We start from the raw sequence: 16,718 nt of genomic DNA on the forward strand, positions 1-16,718 counted from the left end.
GCCCCTATCCTAGCTCTGCTCCGCCACAAACGGGGCGGTCTCTTCGGGCAGAAGCTCTTGGTAGACCTCCTCGATCTCCGCCGCTTCCCGTTCGATATTAAAGCGCTCTAAAACATCTGCGCGGGCATTCTGCCCCATTACCCTCAGCCGATCACGATCTGCTGCGGCGACGCGAATGGCAGTGCTCAGCGCTTCGGGCGTCATCGGATCAAGGATATGTCCGGTTTCCCCCTCGATCACCATCTCCGAGAAAGCGCCTGCCGTGCTGGCCAGCACCGGAACGCCTGACGCCATTGCTTCAATCGGTGTCAATCCAAACCCTTCCCAGCGCTGTGGCGCGATAAATAGATCCAGCGATGCGAAGAACGACGGCAACTTGGCGTCGGGCTGTTCCCCCAGAAACAATATCCTGTCCTCCAGACCCGCGTTTTGCACCCGCGCGCGCAACTCTTCCAGGAAGGGTTCGTTGTTCGATGTCGTCTGGCCAATGACAATGCCAACCAGGTCTGGGTGATCCCGAGCAGCCTCGATTAACGCCTGCACAAAGATATCGGTGCCCTTCTGTTCACGCACACGCCCGAAACAGCCGATCAGAAAGGCATTCTCGGGCAAATCGAGATCCGCCCGCACGGACGCTCGATCGGATGCCGGAACAAAACGGGTGCAATCAATGCCATGCATGATGACACGGGACGGAACGTCCAGAAAACTGGCAGAGCCCTTCGAGGTGGCAATCACACGTTCCATCTGCCGTATCAGCCAGCGCGTATACCCGGTGTGATGGCGTTGTGCCGCCGAGGTGAAAACAAGCGCAAGGTTCTTTCGGAAAATGCGACGCAAGATGATTCCGACCAACATCTCGATATTGCGACGGGCGTGCCAGACACGTCGCTTCCGGCGTGGCAGCATCAAAAGCGTTGACCACGAGATCTGCGGCAAATCAGCAGGAAGACCTGGTCCAACGCATACGATCGCCAGCCGACGTGCCTGCAACGGCAACAACCTGAAAATCGTCGACGTCACGCCTGACCACCGCCGCTTTAGGTTTGGTGCAATCACGAGCACCGGCAGGTTCTTGCGTGACATTGTTACTCCGCTCAAGAAAGCCAAGCCATGGCTTGGGATGCCGTCGATTTCGCTTTGACCCGTTAGGCTCGCAAAACACGAAAGATGCCGTATGGCCTGCGAACTAGTCTTACCAGCGTTTTTGTTGAGCAACCAGAGAACGGTACATCGGACTCATCCTGAGCCATGTTCGCGGTTTCGGAAGCAGCCTTTCTACTTTTCTTGTCGGCTTTTCTATAGGGTCCATTTTGCTTGGGGCGACCAACAGGATCGCTTGCTACGGCAGCAAACCTGGCGCTGAAATGGTCGGCAGCATTAAAGGGCCACCCTAAAGTGTGCTCCCGGAAACGCGCTTCATGCAGATGAAACACAAAGGCCTATACAGAGCACAGCAGGTCGAATGCAGGGCTTGTGGGCGAGTATTTAGGGAGAAGTGGCGCGCTGGGGAGGATTCGAACCCCCGACCCCTTGATTCGTAGTCAAGTACTCTATCCAACTGAGCTACCAGCGCGTGAGGGCGGTGTTTAGACATGTCCTCGGACCGGTGCAAGTGCGAAATCAGACTTTTTGTCCGGCAGGCAGAAGGATTTCGAAGACGGTCCCTTCCGGGCCGGTCTGCTTCAATTCCAACCTGCCGCCATGGCCCCGGATCAACTCGGCGGCGATGGCCAGCCCAAGCCCGCTGCCACCTTTGCGCGTGCCGCCTTGAAACGGTTGAAACAGGTGGTCCAGCGCCCGCTTGGGCAGGCCCGGCCCAGTGTCGCTTATGCGGATCACCCAGCCTTCAGCGTCCTCGCACGCGGCCAGTGTGATCTGCCCCGGCTGACCCGTGGCGGCAATCGCCTGCCGGGCGTTACGCACAAGGTTCCCTAGCACGCGATACAGCTGTTCCGGGTCGCCGCGAATACTCAGGCCGGGTGGACAGCTTGCAGCAATCTGAACGGGGTCATCCCCGGCGGCCAGTTGTTCCTGCTCTGCCACGTCCTCCAACAAGGGGGACAGGTCAAAGCGGGTCAGCGCGGGCGGCGGCTCTTCCGCCCGGCCAAATGCAAGCGTGCCTTCACAGAGGTTCACGGCCCGCGATAGCGATGAAAGAAGTTTGGGCGCCGTGCGTTGAACGGCCGGGTCTTCCGACCCTTCGAGACGGTCGGCCATCAACGTTGCCACCGTCAGGATATTGCGCAGGTCGTGGCTGATCTTGGCCACTGCCTCGCCCAGTTGCGCCAACCGTTCTCGCTGCTTCAGCGAAGCAGTAAGCTGCGTTTGAAGCGTTTGAAGGGTTTCTTCCGCAGTATGAAGCTCTGTCACCCCGGCAGAGGGCTGGATGATCCGCGTGGCATCATCCGGCTTCTCGGAATAGGCACGCATGGAATCGATCACCCGCTGAATCGGCATGACAATGGCATGGCGGGCCGCAAAAAACAGCAGCATTGCAGTGATGACTGAGATCACGGCTGACAGAAGCAGGATGCGCAATCCATAGTCGATCATCGCATCGCGCATGGGCCTTGTATGCAGCGTGACGTCGATCAACATGCCCGCGTCCTGCACCGGGTTGCCGTAGACGCGGATCACCTGGTCCTCTGGCTCTGCCAGACGCAACATCGCATCCCGGATCAGCGTCCAGGCAGAGGCATCGCGCAAATCATACTGGCCAGAGATCGGCGGAATGCGGTCAACCGACAGGATAAGCTGACTGACAGCATCGCGGCGTAGAACCACGTTCAGGACGCCCGCATTGTCCAACAGCTCCTGTTCCAGCGCCTCGTCGATCATCATCGCGTCATCGGCCAGAAGGGCGAGCGAGGCGATCTGTGCCCGCTCAATCCGCGCCAGCAGGTAGTCTTCGCGGAACCGCGCGATGGAAGGCACGAAAATCATGATTTCTGCCAGCATCACGAAGATGACGGTCAGGATCAGCAATCGGCCTGAAAGCGAGTTGAGCACGCGGTTTATCTACCTTCCCTCGTCCCGGGACCTAGAACCGCTGCACGAGGCGCACGATCCGCTTGATCCACGGGCTGTCAAACAGTTTGGGGCTAAAATAGGCGCCCGCGGCCCGTTTGTTAATCTCCCCCAGTGTCGGATAGGGAGCGACCATCGCGGCAATAGCACCCATTTTGAGCTTGTTGGCAATGGCAAGTGCCCAGATCTGGATCAGCTCTCCCGCTTGCGCTCCGACGATGGAGGCTCCGACAGGCCGCCCTTTGACCACCATCACCTTGATCATCCCCTTGGTCTGGCCGGTGGCAATCGCGCGGTCATTGCCGGAATAGGGGAAGCGCACCACAGTCAGCTTGTCGCCATGAACCTCACGGGCTTGTGCCTCGGTCAGGCCGACCTGGGCGATCTCGGGGTCCGTATAGGTGGCCCAAGGGATATGGTCGGTCCGTGCCTTCGCTGGCAGGCCCATCAACATCTGCCGGATGATCACGCCCGCATGGTACCCCGCCACATGGGTGAATTGCAGGCCGCCCGCAGCGTCGCCGATGGCATAGACCCTGCGGTTTGTGGGCGACCGAAGCGCGGAGTCCACCTTCACGCCGCTGCGGGTGCGTTCCACCCCGGCTTTGTGCAGGTCAAGCGTGTCGATATTAACGGTGCGCCCAACCGCAACCAGCAGGTGAGTGCCGTTGTAAACGGTCCCGTCTTCGGCTGTCACCGCGATGTCGCCTTCTCCACCGGACACGCTGGACACCATCGCGCCCTCGATGATCCGGATACCTTCCGCGCGGAGGTTTTCCAATGCAATGGCCGCAATCTCCGGGTCGTCCTTGCCTAGTGCCTTAGCCCCTTCCAACACAGTCACCTCGCACCCCAACCGCCGATGCGCCTGCGCCATTTCAAGCCCGATGGGGCCGCCGCCTATGACGATCAGGTGGCCGGGCTTTTCGCGCAACTCGAAGATCGTCTCGTTGGTCAGGTATGGCGTGTCCTCCAGTCCCGGAATCGGCGGCACGAAAGGACGGGAGCCCGTGGCGATCACAAAACGGCGCGCGGTGATCTCTGTGTCGCCTGCCTGAACGGTATCATGACTGGTGAAACGTCCGAATTCCCGTATGACCCGAACGCCAAGCCCCTCAAACCGCTCCTGGCTGTCATGGGGTTCAATGGCGGCGATCGTGGCGGCCACATGATCCTTTGCGGCGGCATAGTCGGTCGAAACCTCACCACCCTTGACGCCAAACGCCCCTTGCCCCATCGCATGGGCCTTATGCCCGGCCGCCAACAGCGCTTTTGACGGCACACAGCCATAGTTCAGGCAATCGCCGCCCATTTTGTGGCCTTCCAGCAGAACCACATCCGCCCCCATCTGGACAGCGCCCGCCGCCACAGACAGCCCGCCGCTGCCTGCCCCGATCACGCAGATATCGGTCTTGATCCGGTTCATGGGTCAAAGCCCTTTCTGGCCACGAAGGGCCTTGATGAGGATGGGAAGCGCCGCAAGGGCACAAAGGGCGAGGATGGGGCCCAGAATGGCAGGCTCGAAAATAATCGACAGGTTGGGGGTTTCGCCCTGGGCAAAAACCTCGCCCAGACCAGCGCCCACCCACGTATAAACCGCCGTGCCCGGCATGATCCCGAAGAAGGTCGTAAACACGTAGCGGTGCAGGCTGACACCGACCAGCGCGGGCAAAAGGTTGGCCACGAAGAACGGCACAACGGGCACCAGCCGGATCAGGAACAGCATCGACAGTTCGTTTTGATGAATGCCCTCGCTGATCCGCCGGACAAGGCCGGATGATGCATCCATGCGCGCTGACAACGTGCTGCCGAAGCCAAGCCGAGCCGCGAGGAAAATAATCGTCGCGCCAGTGGTTGCAGACAGAAGAACAAAGATCACACCGGGGAAGAGACCAAAAAGAAACCCACCCGCCAACGTTGCGGGCGAGGCGCCGGGCAGCGAAAAGGCCACGACTAGGACGTAGATCACCATGTAGCCGGCCACCATAGCCACGTAATGCGAATCGCGGAAGACAAGCAGCGCCTCTCGATTGTCGCGCAAGGCCTCGAAACTCAGATAGTCGCTGAAGAAAAAGAGCCCCGCCGCGAATCCGAGGATCAGGATGAGAATGGGCAGAAGGCGGCTGGCCTTCGATCCGGGTTCTGTTGTGACTTGGCTCATATCCTGTCCGATCGCCTGGGTTGACCACAACATGCGTGCAAGCCTTGCGCAGCAACAGCCCCCTCACGCGGCGTTGATCACACGTGACGGAAACGGGGGAAATATGTCATGATCGGGGGTGGCTTGAAGGAATCTGCGCCCGGGATGTTTCAAACCGGGATTTCAGGGCTTCGGGCTTGTTGACATGGGGGGCATGAGGGCCTATTGCCCGGGCCTCATACGGATTCTCCGGCTGTCGATGCTTGGGTTCACCCCGCATCCGGCCTTGATGACAAGGAAACGAGACAGATGAAACGCACCTACCAGCCGTCGAACCTGGTCCGCAAGCGTCGCCACGGCTTTCGCGCCCGCATGGCCACCAAAGCCGGCCGCAAGATCCTGAACGCCCGCCGCGCCCGCGGCCGGAAGTCGCTCAGCGCATAATCGCGTGATGCAGGGCCGGGCCTTGCTGCCCGGTTGATGAGCCCCCTTCGGCCCCACGGCCCCGGGGGCTTTTCGTGTTTGAGAGACCGTCCGTGCCAACCGTCGAGACCCTGACCAAGCGCCCCGATTTTCTGCGTGCCGCCCGCGCAGCGCGCGCGCCCACGCCCGCGTTTTTGGTACAGGCCCGATTGCGCCGCAACGATGAAGGCGTATCGCCCGATCTGGTGCGCGTGGGCTTCACCTGTTCCAAGAAGGTTGGCAATGCCGTCGCCCGCAACCGCGCCAAACGCCGTTTGCGAGAGATCGCCCGCGCCATCCTGCCGCTTGAAGGGCGGCCCGGCTGGGACTACGTGTTGATTGGCAAAGCCAATGACACCGCCGCCCGTCCGATTGAGGATATGGTCAAGGACCTGTCCCGCGCCCTTAGGAAAATCCACAAGTGACCCCGCTGGCCCATCTCTTCGCCCTGCCCGTCCGGGCCTACCGGCTGATCTTCAGCCCCTGGGTTGGGTTCAACTGCCGCTATCAGCCCACATGTTCCGCATACGCCTTGGAGGCACTGCAAAAACACGGGGCCATCAAGGGCGCGTGGCTCGCTGCCAGGCGGATCGGACGCTGCCATCCCTGGGGTTCTGACGGCTATGACCCTGTGCCTGGTTGCGAGCATGATCACGACCGTGACGAGTCACAAGACGTGGCCAATCGGTAACAACCGTAGATTGTCTGCTTTTCCGCTATAGCGTGATGCACGCTACTAGTGCTACTCGCCCGATATCGGGTTCCACCGTCCAACATGGGAGGGCGTCATATGATTTGTCTATCTGCACGGCGCCGTGGCGAACCCGATTCCCGGTCTGGCACCGGCGTAGCAGGGGCATAGGCCGCAAGGCCGCACCCTTCGGTCCCTAGGGACCAGCTTTCCAACATGACCTGACCGATTTGTCTCGGGCGGCATTCCGCCTTTCCGTGGCCCATTTCCAACCCAATCAGAGGCCCCTGTTCCATCAGGGGGACATATCATGACCAGACTCGAAAACCGTCTTTTGGCGGCTGAAATCCAGGCCCTTTTGGCTGAAATGATTGCCGATGCGGGGGCGTGGCGCGTGCTGAAGGCCGCAGCCAAGCAGGCGCTGAGGTCCAAGGCGCGGCCCGCGAACGGGCTCATCTCGCTCAACAATCACATGCGGCGTGACATAGGGATGGCACCTTACCACCCTCCCCCATCCGCGACACAGCTCAGGTGGTGAGCTTTCGGGGTCCGGTCCATCCGGGCCCCAACCCTCAGCCGATCAGCGCCTGATTGCCCGCGTTCGTTGGGGCACGCGTTGGCATGGTCGCCGCAGGGTGGCCTGCCAGAACCAGCGCCGCATCGCGGTAGAACTGCGCATCCAGAAAATACCAGTTGTGCGAGATCGAGGCCGTGTTCGGCCAGTCCTGCTTATGCGCGATATAATAGTGCTGCGCGTATACGTCCGCATGGCCTGATGGCACACCGTCCGGCATCCCCTCGAACCCCAGCCTTTGCGCCTGAAACAGCCTGTACCATTGGGAAAGGCTCAGCACTTCATCGGCACGACTGTAGTAGTTGGTGATCCGGCCCGCATGAGCATAGAGCGCAGCAGATTTCTTGGCACCGACCTTCATAGACTTCGCCGCAATGTCGGCAGCAACCAGCAAAACCTGCCCGACCGAGATATCGACCGTCCCGGCCTTGCCCAGCTCCACCACCCGGTGAAAGGCATGGCGCGTCACCAATGAACCCATGGAATGAGCCATGATGTCGATTGTGATCCCCGGCATCGCCTTGCGCAGTACGGCTATGCCATCCAGCACCAGTTGCGGCGCGACTAAATGTGCGTCTGCCCGATCCTTGCGATAGTCAAAGACCGCGCCATTGGTCGGCCAATCAAAGCTGACCGCAACGCCATTGAACCCGTGCTGCGCCAGCCCGTCCGCGATCAGTTCATGGCGGGCAAAGGTCTCATGCTGTTCCAGGTTGAAGCCATGGACGTGCATCAGCACACCGTTCCCGCCCGCCGCCGCCAGCACCTCGGCCAGCCATGTGTCCACCGGCAGGATCTGCACCGCATAGCCCGCACCGGCCTTCTCAACCCTCAGATACCGCGTTACACCGGGGTTCTTGGTGAAGGCTCCGTCCACGAAACTGCGTGTGGTCATGGCGTAAATCATAGCGCGTCCTCGAATGGCAAACTGGTCAATCCGGTCATCATGCGCCCGAATCGCCGGAATCCCAAAATCATTGCCTGTGCCGGGCATTCCGCGTAGATGCGGACCCGCAACCGGAGGCCCCCGATGCTAGACGAATCCGACGATATCCATCCGCTGTTTAACGGCGCCCCGAACACGACCGAGTTCAAGAAGCTGCGAAAGCGGATCATCCGTGAAACCCGCGACGCCATTGACCGCTATGGCATGATCGAACGCGGCACCCGCTGGCTGGTGTGCCTGTCGGGCGGCAAAGACAGCTATACGCTGCTCGCCGCTCTGACCGAGCTGAAATGGCGCGGGCTGCTTCCGGTCGACATTCTGGCCTGCAATCTGGATCAGGGTCAGCCGGGCTTTCCCGCGACGGTGCTGCCAGAGTTCCTGTCGAAGATGGGGGTAGAGCACCGGATCGAGTACCAGGACACCTATTCCATCGTCATGAACAAGGTGCCCGCAGGACGCACCTATTGCGCGCTGTGTTCCCGTTTGCGGCGCGGCAACCTGTATCGAATCGCCCGCGAAGAGGGCTGCTCCGCCGTGGTTCTGGGCCATCACCGCGACGATATTCTGGAAACATTTTTCCTAAACCTGTTCCATGGCGGCAAACTGGCGACGATGCCGCCAAAACTGCTGAATGACGAGGGCGACCTGTTTGTTTACCGCCCCCTTGCCCATGTGGCCGAAGCCGATTGTGAGAAATTCGCGACCGCGATGAACTATCCCATTATTCCCTGTGATCTATGCGGATCGCAGGACGGGCTGCAAAGGCAGCAGATCAAGAAACTGTTGGATGAATGGGAAAGCCGCAGCCCCGGACGGCGCGGCAAGATGTTTTCGGCCCTGATGAATGCGCGGCCCTCGCATCTGCTGGACCCTGCGCTCTTTGACTTCGCGGGGCTGATGCGTTCGGAACAAGTCGACACAAATCCGAAGGACTGAGACGGAGACATTAACAGCCTGTCAGGCAGTTTGGCTTAGCGGTTCCAGGACCGTTGCCCGATTTGCCAGGATTAAGAGGCTGCCATGCATGTCCCGATGTTTCCCAGGTTGGATTCCCTTGCCCAAAACATACGAAGGGGCTTGTCGAGGATCGAGGTGCTGGCCGTTTTCCCCGCGCTGGCGCTGCTGGCCTTCTGGATGGGCGCGCCAGAGGTCATCTTTGCCACCTCCTTTCTTCTGCCCGGCCTTCTGGCATTGCAGGCCATGCGACCGCAGGGAAAAGGCGTGGGGGACGGGGCCCCGCTGGATGGAAAAACTGGCCTGCCAATGCGCCAGAGCTTTCTGGCCGTCTTGGACACAACGCTGTCAGAGGCCGGGCTGAAAGGCCACTCCACCGCCTGCCTGGTGGCCGAGATCGACGATTTCCCAGATATGGCGGCCCGATGGGGCGGCGAAGCCAGTGACCATATCCTGCGCCGGACTGCTAATCGGGTGCTGACCACAGTGCGCAGGGGCGACGTGGTTGCCTGCATCGGCGAAGGGCGGTTCGCGATCACCCTGCATCCGGTCGCGTCCGTGAAACTGGATATCGTGATGTCGCTGGTGGATCGGCTGCAAAGGGCGCTTTCAGAACCCATCGCCATTGCAGCGGCGTCTGCCCATCCTACCGTGTCCGTCGGCTTCGCGACCCCGGCCCAGACCGATTTTGCAGGCGCTGAACATCTTCTCGACGCAGCCCTTACCGCCCTGATCGAGGCGCGACGGCACGGGCCCGGCGGTGTCAGGGGTTATTCCGACCGAATCAAATCCTGCTCACAACTGCGCCACGGACTGGCGGAGGAAGTGGAAGAAGCGCTAACCAATGGCGACATCCGGCCCTGGTTCCAGCCACAAGTCTGCGCCGATACCGGCGCGGTCACAGGGTTCGAGGCGCTCGCCCGCTGGCACCATCCCGAGGCAGGCATTTTGACACCGGCCGACTTTCTGCCCGCGGTTGCAGACGCTGGCTGCATGGGGCGGCTTGGTGAATCCATCCTGGCGCAGTCCCTTCGTGCAATCCAGGAATGGGACATGGCAGGCTGTTCGGTGCCGTCGGTTGCCGTGAATTTCTCTGCCGAGGAACTGCGCGACCCAACCCTTGCCGACCGCCTGAAATGGGAAGTGGACCGGTTCGACCTGCGCCCAAAGCGGCTGATGGTTGAGATCCTCGAAACCGTGGCCGCCCAGTCGGAAGATGACGTGATCTTGCGCAATATCGAGCAGATGGGCGCACATGGGTTCAATCTGGACCTCGATGATTTCGGCACTGGTCAAAGCTCCATCGCCAATATCCGCCGCTTCCGCGTCAACCGCATCAAGATCGACCGCAGTTTCGTGACCAAGCTGGACCAGGACTCGACCCAGCGCGCTGTCGTGGCCGGCATTCTGGCGCTGGCGGAACGGCTGAACGTGTCAACCGTGGCCGAGGGTGTTGAAACACCGGGCGAACGCAGCGTTGTGGCGCAATTGGGATGCGATCATCTGCAAGGATATATTATCGCCCGCCCGATGCCGTTCTCGGACACGGTGAGCTGGATGCATACCTACACCGCCGGGCTGGCCAAAACGCCCAGAATTGGCCGCCGCGCCGGGTAATCCACCCAAATGGCGGGGCCAAACCGCGCGGCAGGCCAATAGAACCGGGAAAACCGCTTGACCTTTCCAGCCTCAGTCTGTTGAACCTCCGTGACTTCAACCAAGGCTGGACACGCGGGTATGGACGACCAAAACCAGAACAAGAACCTTATTCTTGCCATGGCGCTCAGCATGGGCGTCATCCTGATTTGGTCGATCATGTTCCCGCCAGAGGAACCTGCTGTCGATCCGGCAGCGAATGATCCGGCAGTTGTGACTGTCGTCGACGAAAACGGCAACGAGGTCGCCCTTGCACCGCCCGCGGCGGGGACAACCGACGCGGCAGGCATCGACGCCGCCCCGCAAGAACTTGTTGAAACGCCGCGGATCGAGATCGACACGCCCTCGCTTTATGGCAGCATTGCCCTGACCGGCGGCCGTCTCGATGACCTGCTGCTGCGCAACTATCGCGAGACGCTGGACGAAACATCTGACAACGTTCGCCTGCTATCCCCTGTGGGTGAAGCCGGTGCCTACTACGCCCTCTACGGCTGGACCCCGGGCGGATCGCTCGACTACGATCAGGTGCCCGGGTCGAACACGCCGTGGGAACTGGAAGAAGGCCAGTCGCTCACCGTTGAAACCCCTGTGACACTGCGGTGGGACAATGGAAGCGGCCTGATCTTCCGCCGCACGATCTCGGTTGATGAGGATTATCTGTTCACCGTGACGCAAACGGTGGAGAACACCGGCGATAGCGATGTGCGCCTTGCCCCTTACGGCATTGTCGCCCGCCACGGCCTGCCCGAGGATCTGCAAAACTTCTTCATCCTTCATGAAGGCGTCGTGCAGAATTCCGATGGCACCCTGAATGAGCTGGACTATGACGGCATGGCCGACATGGAATTCGTCCAGCGCGAAGGTGCCCAAGCCGAAGTAACGGAAGTGACCGAGTCCGGCTGGATCGGTTTTACAGACAAATACTGGATGACCACCCTGGTTCCTGGGTCGGGCCAGCCCTTCACGGCTGTGTCGCGCTACGTTCCCGGCTCCGAGATCTACCAGACCGAGGCGCGCCTGCCCGCCGTAACTGTTGCCCCCGGCGAAACCGCGGAGTCCACCACGCGGCTGTTCGCGGGCGCCAAGGAATGGGAAACCATCCGCCGCTATGAAAATGAGGAAGGCATCGACGGGTTCCTCGACTCGATCGACTGGGGCTGGTTCTATTTCCTGACCAAGCCGATCTTCTGGCTGCTGCACAACCTGCATGTGCTGATTGGAAATATGGGCCTCGCAATCATCGCGCTGACCATCCTGATCAAAGCGATCCTCTTCCCGCTGGCCTACCGGTCCTATGTGTCGATGGCGAAGATGAAAGAGCTTCAGCCGGAGATGGAGAAGCTCAAAGAACGCGCTGGTGATGATCGCGAAGCGCTTCAGAAAGGGATGATGGAGCTCTATAAGAAGAATAAGGTGAACCCCGCCTCGGGCTGTTTGCCAATCCTTCTGCAAATCCCCATCTTCTTCTCGCTCTACAAGGTGATCTTCGTCACGCTGGAACTGCGCCACGCGCCGTTCTTCGGGTGGCTGAATGACCTGTCCGCGCCTGACAGCTCTACGATTTACAACCTTTTCGGTTTGTTCCCCTGGGCCGGGCCGGAACCGGGCAGCATCCTGGCGCTGATCTTCATCGGCATCCTACCGATCCTTCTTGGTATCTCGATGTGGCTGCAGCAAAAGCTAAACCCGGCGCCCACCGATCCAACACAGCAAATGATCTTTGCCTGGATGCCCTGGGTCTTCATGTTCATGCTTGGCAGCTTCGCGAGCGGGCTGATCGTTTACTGGATCACCAACAATACGATCACGTTCACCCAGCAATACATCATCATGCGCAGCCACGGGCATCGGCCTGACGTCTTCGGCAATATTCGCAACAGCTTCAATCGCAAAAAGAAATCAGAATAATGACCGCAAAGGTTGAGGCGCTCTGGCGTCATCCGATCAAAAGCCATGGGCGCGAAGCCCTGACCCATGCCCGCCTGACCGCGGGCATGTGTTTTCCGTGGGACAGGGTCTGGGCCGTCGCCCATGACGCCGCGAAGACCGACGGGACGGCCTGGGCATCCTGCGTGAATTTCTCGATCGGTGCGAAGCTGCCCGGACTGATGGCCATTGAGGCGCAGCTGGACGAGACGACCGAGACCGTCACCCTCACGCATCCAGACCTGCCGGACCTAACGTTCCGCCCCGATGACGAACCAGAGGCGCTGATCACCTGGACCAAGCCACTGATGGACCCCAAGCGCGCTCAGTCGCAGCGGATCATCCGGGTGCCGGGGCGTGGTATGACCGACACGGATTTCCCTTCGGTTAGCATCGGCAACATGTCCTCTCACCGGGTAGTGGAACAGAAGCTGGGTCAAAGCCTCTCACCACGCCGCTGGCGCGCGAATATCTGGGTGGATGGTTGGGCGCCGTGGGAAGAGTTTGATCTGATCGGCAAAACCCTCCGCATTGGCAGCACCGAGATTGCGATCCGCGAACCCGTGGTGCGCTGCATGGCCACCACCACGAATCCCGATACCGGCAAGCGCGACGCCGATACACTGAGCGTGCTGAACGAGGACCGCGAATTCTGCGTCTACGGAGAGGTTGTGACCTCAGGCGATATCGCACTTGGTGACATGGCAGAGGTAGTCTGACAATGGAAATCCGCTTCCCACTTGCCCCAAAACCCGAAACGGATGAGGCCGAAAAAGGCCGCCTTCTGTTCGCTACCGGCTCAGAATTCCTTAAAGGTGTCGTTGCCATGGACGGGATGCCGCCCGGTGACAAGGTCGAAGTGTGCTTCGCGGGTCGTTCCAACGTGGGCAAGTCGACGCTGATCAACGCTGTTACGGGCCGCAAAGCGCTGGCGCGCGCGTCCAACACGCCGGGGCGCACGCAGGAAATTAACTTCTTCACCATTGCAGACAGCCACTATCTGGTGGACCTGCCGGGCTATGGATTCGCCAATGCGCCGGTGAAAGTGGTCGAGAAATGGCAGCGGCTGCTTAAGGCCTATCTGTCCGGCCGTGCCAATCTGCGCCGCGCTTTCGTGCTTATTGACAGCCGCCACGGGGTGAAGGTGGTCGATGAAGAGATCATGGATCTGCTCGACAAATCCGCCGTGCCTTTCCAGGTGGTGCTGACCAAGGTTGATAAGATCAAGCAGACGGATATGCCGGGCTTGCTGGATCAGGTGCGGGGCGCGCTGGCCAAACATCCTGCCGCCTACCCCGAGATCGTTGCGACCTCGTCCGAGAAGGGCGTTGGCATTCCCACCTTACGCGCCATTATCGCCGGCATCATCTGAAGCCCTTGAGCGCCGCGCGCCCGGGGGCTAACAAGATGTGACCAGAGGGCCAGAGCAATGAAGAAACAAGTGACCATGACCACCCGCGACTACGCCGCCACCGCCCGCACCCTTTCCGAGGCGCTGCCCTATATGCAGCGCTACAATGATGCGGTCGTGGTCATCAAATTCGGCGGCCATGCCATGGGCGACGAAGAGGCGATGGCCAGCTTTGCACGCGACATGGTCCTGCTGCGCCAGGTCGGCATGAACCCGGTGATCGTCCATGGCGGCGGCCCGATGATCAACGAGATGCTGGCCAAGCTTGGCGTGAAGTCCGAGTTCGTCAAAGGCAAGCGTGTGACCGATGCGGCCACGGTGGACGTGGTCGAAATGGTGCTGTCGGGCATGGTCAACAAGCGCATCGTGCAGGCGATCAACGCACAGGGCGGCCGCGCCGTGGGCCTTTCGGGCAAAGATGCAAACCTGATGATCTGCGATCCGTCCGACCCGGAACTGGGCTTTGTCGGTGACCCGGCTGAGGTTGACCCGGCGGTTCTGCTGAACCTGTTCGAGGATGACATGATCCCGGTCGTGGCCCCCCTTGGCGCGGGCCGCGCGGGTGAGACCTACAATATCAATGGTGACACGGCCGCAGGCGCGATTGCGGCGGCGCTGAAGGCTGACCGACTGCTGCTGCTGACTGATGTGGCCGGGGTCAAGAACGCAGCGGGCGAAGTGCTGACCCAGCTTTCCGCGACCGAGGTCGAACAGATGACCGCCGATGGCGTCATCGCGGGCGGCATGATCCCCAAGACCGAGACCGCCGTGAACGCAGTGCGGGGCGGCGTGCGGGCCTGCACCATCGTCGATGGCCGCGTCAACAATGCGGTGCTGCTGGAGCTGTTCACCGCGCACGGCGCGGGCAGCATGATCCGCGCCTGACGCTTGCCAAGTCACGCGCGGTTCAGCACAGTCTCGGGCATGGACCTCGCCGCGATTCAGGCGCTTGCCGCCCCGCATTTCCTAGACATTTTCGGCGCGTTCCACGCGACGCCAGAGGATGGCTGCGCCCCCGGCACCATGGTGTTGCTATCGCCTTTGGAACCTGGCTTCTGGGCCCATTTTCAGAACCAGCCCGAATTCCATGACCCAGACCCGATTGACCGTTGGTCTACCCGCGTCATCGGCGCGCTCGCAGACAATCTCGGTGGCACCGCATATTTCCCGTTCGGTGGCCCGCCCTACGCCCCGTTCATCCGGTGGGCGGAACGCACAGGCCGGGCCTGGCGCTCGCCCGTTGGTATGCTGGTGCATGACACCGCCGGCATGATGATCTCGATCCGGGGCGCGATACTGCTGCCTGAGTTGCTGAACCTGCCCCCTACGGCGTCGGAAGGCCCGTGCTCCGGCTGCGAACAACCCTGCCTGACAGCCTGCCCGGTCGGAGCGCTTGGCGAACGCCCCTATGACGTTCCCGCTTGTCATGACCATCTGAACAGCGTCCAGGGTTCAGATTGCTTGACTGGCGGCTGTCTGGTTCGGCGCGTATGCCCCGTTAGCCAGGGTTTTGGCCGCGATCCGGATCAAACTGCCCACCACATGAGACATTTTCACAAATGAGCCTGACCCTGATTGTCACCCGCCATGCGAAATCCGATTGGAACGATCCTCTGCTGGATGACCATGACCGCCCGCTCAATAATCGCGGCAAACGCGATGCGCCTCGCATTGGCGCCTGGTTGAAGCAGCGGGGATATGTACCCGACAAGGTCACGACCTCGACAGCACGACGGGCCCAAGAGACCTGGGAAGCCATAGCCCCTGCCATTGGCGGCAAACCCAAATTCAGCACGGCAGAGAAGCTTTACCATGCGTCTCCGGAAACGCTGTTGGCCTATACGCGCGGCTCATATGCGTTCACTCATATGATCATCGGGCATAATCCAGGAATTGCCGAGTTCGCCGAACGGCTGCTGTTCAGCAAACCCAACCATCCCCGCTTCGCCGATTTCCCGACCTGCGCCACTTTGGTGATCGATTGCGATGAATCCGATTGGCGGGATGTACAATGGGGCACAGGCCGGGTGCTGGACTTCGTCACGCCTCACGACCTCTGACACAAAAAGAAAAGGCCCCCGAATGGGGGCCTCTCCAATTCTGAGAAATGTGCTGGCTCAGTGGCCAAGGATCTGGCTGAGGAACAGCTTGGTCCGGTCTGACTTCGGATTGGTGAAGAACTCTTCCGGTTCGTTCTGTTCCACGATCTGACCCGCATCCATAAAGATCACCCGGTTGGCGACCTGACGCGCAAAGCCCATCTCGTGGGTCACGCAAAGCATGGTCATGCCTTCCTCGGCCAGCTCGATCATGGTGTCGAGCACTTCCTTGATCATCTCAGGGTCAAGTGCCGAAGTGGGTTCGTCAAACAGCATGATGCGCGGGCGCATGCACAGCGAACGCGCGATGGCCACACGCTGCTGCTGACCGCCGGACAACTGGCCGGGATACTTGTCGGCCTGTTCGGGGATCTTCACCTTTTCCAGGAAATGCATCGCCGTTTCTTCGGCTTCCTTCTTGGGCGTCTTGCGCACCCAGATCGGGGCCAGCGTGCAGTTTTCCAGAATGGTCAGGTGCGGGAACAGGTTGAAGTGCTGGAAGCACATGCCAACCTCGGACCGGATCTTGTCGATGTTCTTCAGGTCGTTCGACAGTTCCGTTCCGTCCACCACGATCTTGCCCTGCTGGTGTTCTTCCAGCGCGTTGATGCAGCGGATCAGGGTGGATTTACCGGACCCCGAGGGGCCACAGATCACGATCCGCTCACCACGATACACCGTCAGGTCGATGTCACGCAGCACGTGGAAGGTGCCGTACCATTTGTTCATGCCCTCGATCGAGATCGCAACCTCGTCCGAGACCTTCATATGAGACCGGTCGATTTCGCGGTCCTGGATGGAAGCAGTTTGAGCGTCAGTCATTTGGACG

Annotated in this window: 18 protein-coding genes and 1 tRNA gene; 12 read left to right on the forward strand and 7 right to left on the reverse strand. The window is 60.5% G+C overall.

The features are described 5' to 3' along the window. Nucleotides 1-9: 9 nt before the first annotated feature. The 5 genes from ACROHD_RS01745 to ACROHD_RS01765 form a co-directional block, all read right to left on the reverse strand. On the reverse strand, nt 10-909 hold the full coding sequence (locus ACROHD_RS01745; protein WP_432675560.1) for a glycosyltransferase family 4 protein: 900 nt from the start codon (nt 907-909) through the stop codon (nt 10-12). Nucleotides 910-1,499: 590 nt separating this feature from the next. Then, a tRNA-Arg gene (locus ACROHD_RS01750) sits at nt 1,500-1,576 on the reverse strand. A 47-nt stretch (nt 1,577-1,623) separates the two neighbouring features. After that, nucleotides 1,624-3,012, reverse strand: a complete 1,389-nt coding sequence (locus ACROHD_RS01755; protein WP_432675561.1) for a sensor histidine kinase — start codon at nt 3,010-3,012, stop codon at nt 1,624-1,626. 31 nt (nt 3,013-3,043) lie between these two features. Beyond that, a complete protein-coding gene (locus tag ACROHD_RS01760; protein ID WP_432675562.1) occupies nt 3,044-4,456 on the reverse strand; it encodes a dihydrolipoyl dehydrogenase family protein in 1,413 nt (470 codons plus the stop codon). Between the two features lie 3 nt (nt 4,457-4,459). Then, nucleotides 4,460-5,191 carry a TVP38/TMEM64 family protein gene (locus ACROHD_RS01765; RefSeq protein WP_432675563.1) on the reverse strand — a complete coding sequence of 244 codons (732 nt, stop codon included), beginning with the start codon at nt 5,189-5,191 and terminating at the stop codon, nt 4,460-4,462. A gap of 288 nt (nt 5,192-5,479) precedes the next feature. Here ACROHD_RS01765 and rpmH point away from each other — a divergent pair, with 288 nt between their 5' ends. The 4 genes from rpmH (at nt 5,480) to ACROHD_RS01785 (ending at nt 6,861) form a co-directional block, all read left to right on the forward strand. Further along, entirely contained in the window at nt 5,480-5,614 is a 135-nt protein-coding gene (gene rpmH / locus ACROHD_RS01770) for a 50S ribosomal protein L34 (RefSeq protein ID WP_005980833.1), read from the forward strand. Between the two features lie 74 nt (nt 5,615-5,688). Then, a complete protein-coding gene (gene rnpA / locus ACROHD_RS01775) occupies nt 5,689-6,057 on the forward strand; it encodes a ribonuclease P protein component (RefSeq protein WP_432675564.1) in 369 nt (122 codons plus the stop codon). Next, nucleotides 6,054-6,323, forward strand: a complete 270-nt coding sequence (yidD, locus tag ACROHD_RS01780; RefSeq protein WP_432675565.1) for a membrane protein insertion efficiency factor YidD — start codon at nt 6,054-6,056, stop codon at nt 6,321-6,323. Before rnpA ends, yidD begins: the two co-directional genes overlap by 4 nt. A gap of 310 nt (nt 6,324-6,633) precedes the next feature. After that, entirely contained in the window at nt 6,634-6,861 is a 228-nt protein-coding gene (locus ACROHD_RS01785) for a hypothetical protein (RefSeq protein ID WP_432675566.1), read from the forward strand. A gap of 34 nt (nt 6,862-6,895) precedes the next feature. On the opposite strand, the gene ACROHD_RS01790 is transcribed toward ACROHD_RS01785, so the two are convergent. Beyond that, nucleotides 6,896-7,792 carry an alpha/beta hydrolase gene (locus tag ACROHD_RS01790; RefSeq protein ID WP_432675567.1) on the reverse strand — a complete coding sequence of 299 codons (897 nt, stop codon included), beginning with the start codon at nt 7,790-7,792 and terminating at the stop codon, nt 6,896-6,898. Between the two features lie 135 nt (nt 7,793-7,927). On the opposite strand from ACROHD_RS01790, the gene ttcA reads away from it, so the two are divergent. From ttcA to ACROHD_RS01830, 8 genes are all read left to right on the forward strand, one after another. Further along, entirely contained in the window at nt 7,928-8,779 is an 852-nt protein-coding gene (gene ttcA, locus ACROHD_RS01795; RefSeq protein WP_432675568.1) for a tRNA 2-thiocytidine(32) synthetase TtcA, read from the forward strand. 141 nt (nt 8,780-8,920) lie between these two features. Next, nucleotides 8,921-10,414: a putative bifunctional diguanylate cyclase/phosphodiesterase gene (locus ACROHD_RS01800; RefSeq protein WP_432675569.1), complete on the forward strand. Its 1,494-nt coding sequence runs from the start codon at nt 8,921-8,923 to the stop codon at nt 10,412-10,414. Nucleotides 10,415-10,534: 120 nt separating this feature from the next. Next, nucleotides 10,535-12,361, forward strand: coding sequence for a membrane protein insertase YidC (yidC, locus tag ACROHD_RS01805; protein WP_432675570.1), 1,827 nt, complete (start codon nt 10,535-10,537; stop codon nt 12,359-12,361). Then, nucleotides 12,361-13,098: an MOSC domain-containing protein gene (locus tag ACROHD_RS01810; protein ID WP_432675571.1), complete on the forward strand. Its 738-nt coding sequence runs from the start codon at nt 12,361-12,363 to the stop codon at nt 13,096-13,098. The genes yidC and ACROHD_RS01810 overlap by 1 nt, the downstream gene beginning before the upstream one ends. Before the next feature lie 2 nt (nt 13,099-13,100). Next, a complete protein-coding gene (gene yihA / locus ACROHD_RS01815) occupies nt 13,101-13,751 on the forward strand; it encodes a ribosome biogenesis GTP-binding protein YihA/YsxC (RefSeq protein WP_432675572.1) in 651 nt (216 codons plus the stop codon). 57 nt (nt 13,752-13,808) lie between these two features. Further along, entirely contained in the window at nt 13,809-14,675 is an 867-nt protein-coding gene (gene argB / locus ACROHD_RS01820; protein WP_432675573.1) for an acetylglutamate kinase, read from the forward strand. Between the two features lie 39 nt (nt 14,676-14,714). Beyond that, nucleotides 14,715-15,353, forward strand: a complete 639-nt coding sequence (locus ACROHD_RS01825) for a ferredoxin (RefSeq protein WP_432675574.1) — start codon at nt 14,715-14,717, stop codon at nt 15,351-15,353. After that, a complete protein-coding gene (locus ACROHD_RS01830) occupies nt 15,350-15,850 on the forward strand; it encodes a SixA phosphatase family protein (RefSeq protein WP_432675575.1) in 501 nt (166 codons plus the stop codon). Before ACROHD_RS01825 ends, ACROHD_RS01830 begins: the two co-directional genes overlap by 4 nt. Nucleotides 15,851-15,907: 57 nt before the next feature. Here ACROHD_RS01830 and ACROHD_RS01835 read toward each other — a convergent pair whose 3' ends face one another. Then, the gene (locus ACROHD_RS01835; RefSeq protein ID WP_432675576.1) at nt 15,908-16,711 is read right to left on the reverse strand and encodes an amino acid ABC transporter ATP-binding protein; all 804 of its coding nucleotides are present in this window, start codon (nt 16,709-16,711) and stop codon (nt 15,908-15,910) included. Nucleotides 16,712-16,718: the final 7 nt, after the last annotated feature.

The organism is Nioella aestuarii, from assembly GCF_050896395.1.
Lineage (GTDB): Bacteria > Pseudomonadota > Alphaproteobacteria > Rhodobacterales > Rhodobacteraceae > Nioella > Nioella aestuarii.

What these genes read in the sequence shown, in the direction of transcription:
- ACROHD_RS01830 (WP_432675575.1), top strand. Translation starts at nt 15,350, where the DNA reads ATGAGCCTGACCCTGATTGTCACCCGCCATGCGAAATCCGATTGGAAC.
- ACROHD_RS01785 (WP_432675566.1), top strand. Translation starts at nt 6,634, where the DNA reads ATGACCAGACTCGAAAACCGTCTTTTGGCGGCTGAAATCCAGGCCCTT.
- ACROHD_RS01765 (WP_432675563.1), bottom strand. Translation starts at nt 5,191, where the DNA reads ATGAGCCAAGTCACAACAGAACCCGGATCGAAGGCCAGCCGCCTTCTG.
- ACROHD_RS01760 (WP_432675562.1), bottom strand. Translation starts at nt 4,456, where the DNA reads ATGAACCGGATCAAGACCGATATCTGCGTGATCGGGGCAGGCAGCGGC.
- rpmH (WP_005980833.1), top strand. Translation starts at nt 5,480, where the DNA reads ATGAAACGCACCTACCAGCCGTCGAACCTGGTCCGCAAGCGTCGCCAC.
- ttcA (WP_432675568.1), top strand. Translation starts at nt 7,928, where the DNA reads ATGCTAGACGAATCCGACGATATCCATCCGCTGTTTAACGGCGCCCCG.
- ACROHD_RS01745 (WP_432675560.1), bottom strand. Translation starts at nt 909, where the DNA reads ATGCTGCCACGCCGGAAGCGACGTGTCTGGCACGCCCGTCGCAATATC.
- ACROHD_RS01825 (WP_432675574.1), top strand. Translation starts at nt 14,715, where the DNA reads ATGGACCTCGCCGCGATTCAGGCGCTTGCCGCCCCGCATTTCCTAGAC.
- argB (WP_432675573.1), top strand. Translation starts at nt 13,809, where the DNA reads ATGAAGAAACAAGTGACCATGACCACCCGCGACTACGCCGCCACCGCC.
- ACROHD_RS01835 (WP_432675576.1), bottom strand. Translation starts at nt 16,711, where the DNA reads ATGACTGACGCTCAAACTGCTTCCATCCAGGACCGCGAAATCGACCGG.
- yidC (WP_432675570.1), top strand. Translation starts at nt 10,535, where the DNA reads ATGGACGACCAAAACCAGAACAAGAACCTTATTCTTGCCATGGCGCTC.
- yihA (WP_432675572.1), top strand. Translation starts at nt 13,101, where the DNA reads ATGGAAATCCGCTTCCCACTTGCCCCAAAACCCGAAACGGATGAGGCC.
- ACROHD_RS01790 (WP_432675567.1), bottom strand. Translation starts at nt 7,792, where the DNA reads ATGACCACACGCAGTTTCGTGGACGGAGCCTTCACCAAGAACCCCGGT.
- ACROHD_RS01810 (WP_432675571.1), top strand. Translation starts at nt 12,361, where the DNA reads ATGACCGCAAAGGTTGAGGCGCTCTGGCGTCATCCGATCAAAAGCCAT.